Source organism: Limosilactobacillus agrestis (genome assembly GCF_014145585.1).
GTDB lineage: Bacteria > Bacillota > Bacilli > Lactobacillales > Lactobacillaceae > Limosilactobacillus > Limosilactobacillus agrestis.
Genome location: NZ_JACIVF010000054.1, coordinates 1 through 9,755, shown reverse-complemented (window position 1 = coordinate 9,755; position 9,755 = coordinate 1). Strand labels below are relative to the sequence as shown.

Genomic DNA, 9,755 nt, shown 5'->3' with positions numbered 1-9,755 from the left:
TGCTTCAAATCACATCGTGATTGAAGACCCTACACATTTGATTCGTCGAAACTTTGTTCAGTTTTCAAAGGTCTACCTGTTAACTAACTAAGCAGCTAATCAACACATTAATTATATCATATATTAGATTAGCTTGTCAAGAAGAAATTTTAATTAATTTTGAATTTCTTTTGATCGATAACTTAATCAGCAACTTTATTAATATATCATATAGTCAGTTGAAAATCAATGATTTTTTAGATAATTTTTCCAAAAGTTATTGATTTTACAATCATATTTACTCTTAATCATACTAATAGATATGATTGTTCATTAATACCTTGTTGAAGGTAGAATTCTATTATACTCTATTTTTTTATTATTTGCAATACATTTTATAAAAAAATCGAGACTAGAAGAAAAATTTTGTTTTACCTCAGCCTCAACTGCTTTCATAGTAAGATAAAGTGGAACTAGCCTCACCTTGCCACAAGGCTCGTACTCAGTCCACTGCCTTGTTGAGAAGTTGTTTTCCACTCTCAATTTTCTACTGGTTAATTCAATTACTAACATCCTTTTGTACTTAAAAGCATATTTTTAGCGTTTTTAAAATCATTTGGCAATGGTGCCGAAACAGTAATACTTTTCCCTTTAAATGGACTATAAAAACTTAGCCAATAACAATGAAGCGCTTGTCTTGCAATTAGCCCTGATTCTTCACCATACATCTTATCGCCAATTAATGGAAAACCAAGATTAGCAAAATGAACGCGAATTTGGTGTGTCCGCCCTGTATGCAGCCTAATTTTAATAAGGCTTGCTTGAATATTACGTTCTTGGCACCAGTATTCAGTTACAGACGCCTTCCCTTCCTTTCCCACCATTCTTTTTACAAATGAATTGGGATCACGTTGAATTGGCGCATCAATGTAACCATGCTCTGCAGGAACTTTTCCTTTAATTAGAGCAAGATAATTTTTCTTAACCAAATGTTTTTTTAACTGTTCATCTAGGACAGCATGAGCAAAACGGTGTTTAGGAAAAACAACTAAGCCACTGGTGTCACGGTCTAACCGTGTTGCAACATGGGTAACCTGATTTTCATAATTTTGTCGCCTATAGTATCCTTTTACCCGATTCACCAAACTATCGGCCACTGGAACATTATGAGCAGGAACCGTTGCTACTCCTGCTGGCTTATTCATTATTAAAAAATCCTGATCTTCATAAATGATATTGATAGGTGCCTCACTGACATCTACATTATCATTAGCAATTTCTGGAGGAAGGATTAATGTTATCTTATCGTGGTAATTAACAGTATCGATAGCCCACTTATCTACCCCGTTTATTTGCATTTTTCCCCCATGGTATATAGCTACTTTTAATAACGAAGAAGAAACCCCATACATTTTTAATGCCGATCGTAACTTCCGCGGTGTGCAATGATCATATATCCAATTAAATTCCATTAATGTACTCCACCAATAAATGAGTCCTTTACTCGATTCCAGAAATTATTATGCCGGTATTGAGCAAAATATATTCGTTGCTTAGAAACTTTATAAGATAATTCAGTCAGATACCGGTCTTTTTCGCTTTTAAGCATCAATTGATCACGATCGCATGTGAGCACATGACCATTTTCATCGCGCAAACGCAAAATTAACTCAGCATCAGCACCAAAAATAATCGGTGAGCCTAAGGTCCGAAAAACCCGATTGTTAAGTGAAGCCATTTCAGCTAACTGAAACCCAACACTATTCGGATCAACAATAGCACCTCCAACTGATTTATTATAAGCAGTTGAACCGGTCGGAGTTGAAATGCATAACCCATCTCCACGAAAGTTTTCAAACAGATGATTATTAATGAATACATCGCATACCATTGTTCGTGTAACATTCCGAATTGTTGATTCATTAAGTGCAATATAATTCTCTGTCTGTCCATCAGAATAAGTAGCTTTCATATCAAGTAACGGATATGAAACCGCCTGTCCACTGTCTTTTACTAAACTATCAACCAGATCATCAATTTCAAAACTCCGCCAATCCGTATAAAATCCTAAGTGTCCAGTATGAATTCCAACAAAGCGAATGTTATTTAAATCTTTTTGATAATGATGAAAAGCTGATAACAAAGTGCCATCCCCACCGATTGTTATTACAACTTCTGGATTTTTTTCGACATAAATTAAACCCGCCCGTTTCATTTCGGCTTTTAAAACTTTTGTCACTCGTTGAGATTCTGCTGTTTCATTATTATATATTCCAATTCTCATAACTTACTCCTTTAACTAATCTTCATTAATAGAATTTGACCTCCGCTTAGAAAACAATGTCTGTGCTTCCTTTATTTCTTCTCGAATCTCTGACATTTCATTATCAAGTTTAAATGCTGCCTCTGCGGCTCTTTGTAACCTTGCAGATAACTCTTCAGGAAACTCACCTTGATATTTATAATTTAAAGAATGTTCTACCGTTGCCCAAAAGTTCATTGCAAGGGTACGTACTTGAATTTCAGCTAATATTCTTTTTTCTCCAGTAATTAATTGCACCGGATATTCAATAACAATATGATAGGAACGATATCCACTCGGTTTAACATTAGTAACGTAATCTCGTTCTTCTAAAATAGTCATATCACTTCGCTGCCGTAACAAGTCAACTACCTTATAAATATCTTCTACAAATTGACACATAATTCGTAAACCAGCAATGTCTTGCATATCTTGTTCCAGTCGATTCTCTTGCACATGTCGTCTAACCATTTTTTCTTTAATACTATCAACTGGCTTTACTCGTCCAGTTACAAATTCAATCGGAGAATGTTGCGTTTGGTCTTGAAATTGCTTTCGCATCCCCCGTAATTTGACTTTTAGTTCATTTACGGCTTGCTGATATGGCAATAAAAAATGCTGCCAATCTTCAATCATAATCCAGCCTCCTGTTAAATCTCCGTATATTTTAGCACATTTATAATAATAACTCTTGTAATTATCTTAAAACTAAATTCTTTACAAATAGTTAGATATTTGCAAAAATAATTATGTTCACAGGATTAGGATTTTGAGTATACAAATGATCGGAGGGGTTAATTATGCTCGAACTTCATCTTTTTGTGAATCCATTAGGAATGCGCTGTTTACGGTGTGAAAAAGACGTATTAAAAATTGATCGTGATTTAAATACAAAAGTTAGTTATCAATTTGTACCACTATTCAATATGAAAACGATCGATAACACACTTAAATATTATCATCTTAATCCTCATGATCTTGCTATAAGACACCAAGTATCAAAAACCCTTAACCAAGTAATATTAGATTATAAAGCAGCCCTCTTCCAAGGACGAAAACGTGGACGGCATTATCTATTACAATTACAATCTGCGCTCATTAACCAAGGCTTGGATTACAACGATGAATTAATTAATAAAATTGCACATGATTCACACCTTGACTTAGAAATGTTTTTTGAAGATCGGCAAAGTCAACTTGCTAAGCAGGCTTTTCGTCAAGATCAAAAAATTGCAAGTGATCTAGGCGTATCAGAAACGGCCACTGCTGTCGTTTTTAACACCAAAGATTCTGATTACGGCCTAATGATTCCAAATTTTGACTACAATACTTTAATAAACGCATTTAAAAGCGGAAAATTGGCTCACTCTGCATCCCTAGATGAATTAGCAAACCAATATCGTCCGCCGAAGCTACAAATTATACAAAATAATTAATAAAAAAGAGATTGGAAAAGTTGGTATTTCATTATAGCACCACCTATCCAATCTTTTTTATTTTCTACCTAGAATTGCAATCGTTCTTTTGAAAAAGCAAGCTTTACTAGTTCCCCTAGTAATTTTCTACTTTCACCTACCGCAATTTCTGCCATCCGATTATTAATCGTGGTTAAAAATGCACTTACATCACGGTGCTTTACTATTTCCTTATCCGTATTTTTTTGAATATTCATTGTTTTTGCCATTACTTGTAATTCAAAATTTTCTTCAATACTTTGTGCTTGACGATAATTTTGATCTCCAAGGGCAGCAATTGTATGGGTGAGCCAATACATATCGTCTATTGAATATTCAGTACTAGTATTTCGATATGATATTGGTGTATCGTCAATATTTGCATAAAAGGGGACTACAGCATTAAAAGTATTAGGGCCAAACGCTAACCAATGAATACCTGCAATATTTGCAGGAACATTATTACGTATTTGTAGGATATGTAATTCTAAGTTTCGGTTTAATGCAATTGACCTAAATGGTGCTTTATCTCTTTGTAAATGATACGGATCAAAAGCTGTCCCTTGATAATGAGAACTCATTAGTTTCTTAATCGTAGTTACAGTCAACTTTTCTTTTGCATAACAAATGAATGGAAGGTTGTTACTTTGCGGATTAGCATTTATCGTCCCTAGTTGTTGCTGAACATACCACGCTCGCGGGTTGTTATAGACAGTATCAGTAGCAGTTGCGCTTCCACAAATATGTCTTAAATTGTATTCGTCCTGACTAGGATTTAACTTATTTTGATCAATCCACTGTTTCAAATTTGGTGAACTCATTGTGGTGGAATCCGCAAAATCAAAATTAGTAATATTAAATCGATTAGGAGCAATCACATAGGCATTGTCGGGAATTTTAATAGCTGCCCAATGATGACCACCAATCGTCTCCATATACCACACTTCGTTATTATCACTAAAAGCTATCGCATTTGCCTCATAAGTACCATACTTTTCTAATAAGCTTCCTAGTTTCTTAACACCATCTTGAGCACTCTTAATATAAGGAAGAACTAATGTTACAAAATCTTCTTCGCCAATTCCGGTTAAAGTATTATAAGGATCTACTGCTAATATCCGGGCATTAGTAGTAATAGTTTCAGTTGCACTCATCGCGACATTTACACCATTGATACCACCTGCGCCAAAAATTCCATCTTTATCGTCAGCGTCAGGCGTAGAAGTATATTTTAGCTTAGGAACTGGTAAATTAATTTTAAAATTAGTTGCTTTGCTCTGATATTTACGTGGCTGTCTTTCTGGTGTTACTAATACAAATCTTTGAGGATCAAATGCATTACCATAATCTTCCTCACGACAAACTATAGTTGACCCGTCAATCGTAGCATCCTTTCCTGCTAAAAACATTGTACAAGTATGTTGCATATTATGATCTCCTTTTATCATTTATTAGCTGTAGTTTCAACTGTGAATCATTAAACCATTGAGGACGATGAACTAAAACAAACTGATTATCTTTTTTTAAAATTATTTTATAGTCAATTAATTCACTTGTATATTGGTCGATAACATTATTACGAATCATTTCTGGAGATAAACAACCAGGAATTAACCAATCACTTTCGTTTACCTTCATTAATAAGTTTTCCCATTCCTTCTTCTTCCAAAAATAAAACAAAGGATACTTCGTTAGTTCTAATATTACACCAATTCGCCAAATAATAACTGGAATAGCCATTGCTGGCCAACTTGCAATGAGATCATGACATACCAGCGGGCATTCAGACAAAGCATGTCCAGTATGTTTAAAGGTAGTTAATGATAGTTCTTTTATTTCTTTACTTGGAAAATGATACTGTTTCTTTTTCAACATTTCAATTTGCTTCATTAAAATAGTTTTTTTATCATATTTTAACCGGCTGTAAGAGCAACGCCGATATTTCTGATTTATAACTAATTGAGCCTTTTTCACATCCCAAAATAGGAGAACAAACTGTTTTTTTACAATTTGCGTAAACTGAACAATTTTTTTATTTCTCAAGTTATGCAAATAAGGTGATCCTAATATCCACCAAACCGGAATTTTTAACTGACGATACCCTTCATTACGTGCTAACAACCTTTCAAGGCTTAAGGGACTACATTGAAATTCAATTGCTACAGTTTGTCCATTAATTTTCAAAAGAATATCTGGTCGTTGAGCAATTGTTGGAAAATAGACTTCTAATTGCGGATTCCAATGATGTTTTTGTGCCCATTGATAAATTTGTTTTTTCCCTTTTAAATGTTCTAATGTTTCACCCTCGCTAAAGCCACACTCATTTCTCTTCTTATGGGCATAATGGGTAATCTTATGTGTTCCCTGTCGCAAGATCACTCCCTTCCTACATCCTGGACAATAATACTCCAACTCGCTTTTTGCATTTTCAGCTAATACTAATTGATCGTTATGAACTGCAATTAACATTTAATCCCCCTATATATTTATATACGGAAATCACACAATTTTGCACGAAAAAAAGCTACGTTGAGTATAAACTCAAACGCAGCTTATTCGAAATAGTGTCGAATTAAATGTAAGGCAGACACTGACATTATTTTCTTTCCATGTTCACTTAGAAAATCAACCGTTGTTGCCGTGGGATTTCCATATTCATAAGCAAGAGCAAGTTGATCTTTAACATCATTACTATTCAAAATAGAATCAGAATAAGCAATTGCTAAATAATATAAATCATTGTACTTGTATAAATATGATGAAATATCATCACCCTCGGCAATCTTCGCAAAATCAACTAAATCTTCAAAAGAATCAAATGTAATTACTTGCCAGTTAGTGTGTTGAATTTCATTATCTTCTGAATCATTAATTGCTGTTTTTCTTTGATCTTGACCCGGACTATTTTTTTGAATTAAATGTTGCTTAATATATTTGGACACCTGGTCATTAATTGGGCCATGCTGTTCATTCCCAGCAAAATTAGAATCATTTTTACTAATAAATAATTCTAAGCCATTATTAGTGGGCATCACCTGAAAAGTAACCGCATCGTTGTTTTGGAATTGATGATCACTATCTACTTCTTTTAGGATACTATAAAAGAAATCCTCAATTTGCTGATGATCACCAAGTAAGTCCAAAATGGTGATACCCCGAGCAGATAAATCATCATTATCTACCAAAACGCGAATAGTATTTTCATTAATGCGTTCCATCTCCATTGAGCAGCACCTCCTTTTACCAAAACTAGATGTTAATTCTATTGTAAGGATTTTCGCATAAAAGTAAAGTTACTCAGTTAAAAGAATAAAAAAAGGAAAGCATTCCACTTTCCATATTTTATCAATCAAATCATATTTGCTTTTTCTTGAGCCTCTACTAATTCAAGTTCACGAACCTTTCGAGGTAAGAAGCGACGAATTTCGTCTTCATTGTAACCTACTTGAAGCCGTTTATCATCGATAACAATAGGACGTCGTAATAACCCTGGATTTTTACTAATTAACTTAAACAGGTCCTTCATCGACAAATCATTAAGATCTACACTCAACTTTTGGTAAGCTTTAGACCGCTTTGAAATAATATCTTCAGTACCATCTTCAGTCATCCGTAAAATATTCTTGATTTCATTTAAAGACAATGGTTCAGAAAAAATATTCCGTTCCTTAAAAGCAATATCATGTTCTTTTAGCCAGGCACGTGCTTTACGACAAGACGTGCAACTTGGAGACGTATATAGTGTAACCATCTCGTTAGTGGCCTCCTTTATTAAGTAAAACTAGAACATTCATTAATACAATTTTTATTATACCCCCTATTCAACTAATATTAAAGTAATATAATAAAAATTATTAATTTTTTGTAAGTCGATTTACTATTTACACTTTACCAAAATAAAGTAGATAATTAATTTAATTTACAATTTAATTATTTTACATTAAGTTGTACTATAATAAATATAACTACTAACTTCTAAGGAGGAATTAATATGTTAACAAAAATTAGCTTAACATTTGGTTCACGACAAATTTTACAATCAATAATTGATAAATATCCTGAACGGCACTTTAAGTTAATGCAAGCAACTACCCATACAAGGAAATTAGCATTATTTGACCTTTCTGGAAAAGATACCATTTTTCAGTCACCAGTAAAATTAACAACTCTTGATTCAACGCTGGATGCACAATTAAATGGAATGTTTTACTATCAATCATTCCAAGTAAACGGTGATCGTCAAAAGCTTCTTTACAATACACTTCAAAAGGTATTAACTGAACCGGCTGACATGAATGGTGGTTATATGCTTAGCGTTGATAATAAAGTGGAAGCTACCACTTTGGTTTTACTTACTGCTTGGGCTGATTTTGAAACCCTAACTGCATGGAAGGAAAGTGAAACTTTCACATCCTTAAAGAACTTTACCAGTATGGGTTCAGATAATAGTTATTATGATGAAATATATAAACCTATTTTTTAATGAATCAGTTATAAAAAGGTATAAACTTTCTGGTATGGACAAAAATTCCATGCCAGATTTTTTTACAAAAAAAGAGGACATTTGCTGTCCCCTCGTTATACAATCAATTCACCACAAAAATCATAAAAGAAGGTTAAACAAATATCCCATAATGATTCTATCCTAAATATTCTTGGAATTAAAGATAAAAATATTAAAGTTATTTCTGTTGAAGAGGCTGAGCACAATAATAATTCTGTTAAAGAGTATATAGCTTTAATCAAAGCTACTCTTTCTTATCCTGTTAATCGTTGTCGTAACTGTGGCTTTCCTACAGTTATTTCGCAAAACTCATGTACGACTTGCTAGTTTAAACGAGAGAAGATATGAACTAGAGCTTCGTAAACAGCGCTATAAATGTAATTCATGCCATACTACCTTTGGAGCTGTTACTAATTTAACCAAAGAAAATCAAACCTTATCCAGTGATCTCAAGAACCAAATTATGCGTTTAGCTCGTAAAGGACTATCTGGTCAGCTTATTGCTGAAATGTGTCACTGCTCTCCTAGCAGTATTCGTCATACAATTTTAGAGCGCATGGAACCACACTACCGTGTGGCTAAGTTGCCTAAGCATCTATGTTTTGACAAATTTCGTTCAACTAAGTCTGTGATGTCCTTTATTTGTTGCGATGCTGAAACTTACCAAATTGTCACAAAGTTACAGGACTGTCTATCACCTACCATTGTTGATTATTTTGAAAATCGTTATTCAAAGGCCGAACGCGCATGCGTTCAATCAATTGTAATTGATTTAAATGCTCAATATCAAAGCTTCATCTATCGCCTTTTCCCTAATGCCAACATTATCATTGATCGCTTTCACCTTGTACAATTAGCTGGCCGTGCTTTGGATAATTATCGTATTTCTATCCTAAAACACCTTGATAAACAAGCCGTGAATATAAAATTGTGAAGTCATATTGGAAGCTATTCCACAAAAAGGCTGAAGAACTTCAACCCGAAAAAGTAATCTTTCTTCGCGGTGTTAATGAATATATGACTCGCCAAAACGCTGTTGATCTCATTACTAGTAAATTTTCTAAGTTCGCTGAAGTGTACCAAACTTACCAAGATATTATCAAAGCGCTAAAAGAGCGTGATAGTGAATTATTAGAATCAACCATCTTAGATTACCAAAAACAAATACAGAAATGGATACAACCATTCAAACCTTACGTCATAATATGAAATTTGTCTTAAATAGCGCTAAGTTTGACTACTCTACCGGGCCGTTAAAAGGTATCAATCGCAAAATCAAAACGCTAAAATGAACTTGTTATGGTTTTGCCAATCCAAAATTTTTCTTTTTAAGAATTGATTGTATTTTTTTCGTAAAAAAATACCCCCTACATTTTCGTAGGGAGTATTTTCAGTCAACCATACCAGTTGACAGATATCTAAATATAAACGGTCCGTACGAGACTCGAACTCGTGATCTCATCCGTGACAGGGATGCGTCCTAAACCAACTAGACCAACGGACCAAAATTGCGGGG

Annotated in this window: 9 protein-coding genes, 1 tRNA gene and 1 pseudogene; 3 read left to right on the top strand and 8 right to left on the bottom strand. The window is 33.9% G+C overall.

The annotated features are described in order from the left end of the window. Positions 1–545: 545 nt before the first annotated feature. The 3 genes from H5R88_RS05590 to yjbM are packed head-to-tail and all read right to left on the bottom strand — an operon-like array spanning position 546 to position 2,917. Positions 546–1,451 carry an RluA family pseudouridine synthase gene (locus H5R88_RS05590; RefSeq protein WP_182600456.1) on the bottom strand — a complete coding sequence of 302 codons (906 nt, stop codon included), beginning with the start codon at positions 1,449–1,451 and terminating at the stop codon, positions 546–548. Next, entirely contained in the window at positions 1,451–2,263 is an 813-nt protein-coding gene (locus tag H5R88_RS05585; protein ID WP_182600455.1) for an NAD kinase, read from the bottom strand. Before H5R88_RS05585 ends, H5R88_RS05590 begins: the two co-directional genes overlap by 1 nt. 15 nt (positions 2,264–2,278) lie before the next feature. Beyond that, positions 2,279–2,917 (bottom strand): GTP diphosphokinase, encoded by a 639-nt coding sequence (gene yjbM, locus H5R88_RS05580; protein WP_182579149.1) that lies wholly within the window; start codon positions 2,915–2,917, stop codon positions 2,279–2,281. Positions 2,918–3,081: 164 nt separating this feature from the next. On the opposite strand from yjbM, the gene H5R88_RS05575 reads away from it, so the two are divergent. Then, on the top strand, positions 3,082–3,717 hold the full coding sequence (locus tag H5R88_RS05575; RefSeq protein WP_182600454.1) for a DsbA family protein: 636 nt from the start codon (positions 3,082–3,084) through the stop codon (positions 3,715–3,717). A gap of 68 nt (positions 3,718–3,785) precedes the next feature. On the opposite strand, the gene H5R88_RS05570 is transcribed toward H5R88_RS05575, so the two are convergent. From H5R88_RS05570 to spxA, 4 genes are all read right to left on the bottom strand, one after another. Further along, complete coding sequence (locus tag H5R88_RS05570) at positions 3,786–5,162, bottom strand: C69 family dipeptidase (RefSeq protein ID WP_182600453.1); 1,377 nt, start codon at positions 5,160–5,162, stop codon at positions 3,786–3,788. Between the two features lies 1 nt (position 5,163). After that, positions 5,164–6,204 (bottom strand): competence protein CoiA, encoded by a 1,041-nt coding sequence (locus tag H5R88_RS05565; protein WP_182600452.1) that lies wholly within the window; start codon positions 6,202–6,204, stop codon positions 5,164–5,166. Between the two features lie 83 nt (positions 6,205–6,287). Then, complete coding sequence (locus H5R88_RS05560; protein WP_182600451.1) at positions 6,288–6,959, bottom strand: adaptor protein MecA; 672 nt, start codon at positions 6,957–6,959, stop codon at positions 6,288–6,290. A 125-nt stretch (positions 6,960–7,084) separates the two neighbouring features. After that, positions 7,085–7,486, bottom strand: coding sequence for a transcriptional regulator SpxA (spxA, locus tag H5R88_RS05555; protein ID WP_003665672.1), 402 nt, complete (start codon positions 7,484–7,486; stop codon positions 7,085–7,087). 240 nt (positions 7,487–7,726) lie between these two features. On the opposite strand from spxA, the gene H5R88_RS05550 reads away from it, so the two are divergent. Next, the gene (locus H5R88_RS05550; RefSeq protein WP_182579154.1) at positions 7,727–8,218 is read left to right on the top strand and encodes a hypothetical protein; all 492 of its coding nucleotides are present in this window, start codon (positions 7,727–7,729) and stop codon (positions 8,216–8,218) included. Between the two features lie 141 nt (positions 8,219–8,359). Then, a pseudogene (locus H5R88_RS05545) lies at positions 8,360–9,528 on the top strand (ISL3 family transposase); the annotation flags it as partial. A gap of 140 nt (positions 9,529–9,668) precedes the next feature. On the opposite strand, the gene H5R88_RS05540 reads toward H5R88_RS05545, so the two are convergent. Then, positions 9,669–9,743 (bottom strand) — tRNA-Asp (locus tag H5R88_RS05540). Positions 9,744–9,755 lie beyond the last annotated feature (12 nt).

What these genes read in the sequence shown, in the direction of transcription:
- H5R88_RS05565 (WP_182600452.1), bottom strand. Translation starts at nt 6,204, where the DNA reads ATGTTAATTGCAGTTCATAACGATCAATTAGTATTAGCTGAAAATGCA.
- H5R88_RS05575 (WP_182600454.1), top strand. Translation starts at nt 3,082, where the DNA reads ATGCTCGAACTTCATCTTTTTGTGAATCCATTAGGAATGCGCTGTTTA.
- H5R88_RS05570 (WP_182600453.1), bottom strand. Translation starts at nt 5,162, where the DNA reads ATGCAACATACTTGTACAATGTTTTTAGCAGGAAAGGATGCTACGATT.
- H5R88_RS05585 (WP_182600455.1), bottom strand. Translation starts at nt 2,263, where the DNA reads ATGAGAATTGGAATATATAATAATGAAACAGCAGAATCTCAACGAGTG.
- H5R88_RS05550 (WP_182579154.1), top strand. Translation starts at nt 7,727, where the DNA reads ATGTTAACAAAAATTAGCTTAACATTTGGTTCACGACAAATTTTACAA.
- H5R88_RS05590 (WP_182600456.1), bottom strand. Translation starts at nt 1,451, where the DNA reads ATGGAATTTAATTGGATATATGATCATTGCACACCGCGGAAGTTACGA.
- spxA (WP_003665672.1), bottom strand. Translation starts at nt 7,486, where the DNA reads ATGGTTACACTATATACGTCTCCAAGTTGCACGTCTTGTCGTAAAGCA.
- H5R88_RS05560 (WP_182600451.1), bottom strand. Translation starts at nt 6,959, where the DNA reads ATGGAGATGGAACGCATTAATGAAAATACTATTCGCGTTTTGGTAGAT.
- yjbM (WP_182579149.1), bottom strand. Translation starts at nt 2,917, where the DNA reads ATGATTGAAGATTGGCAGCATTTTTTATTGCCATATCAGCAAGCCGTA.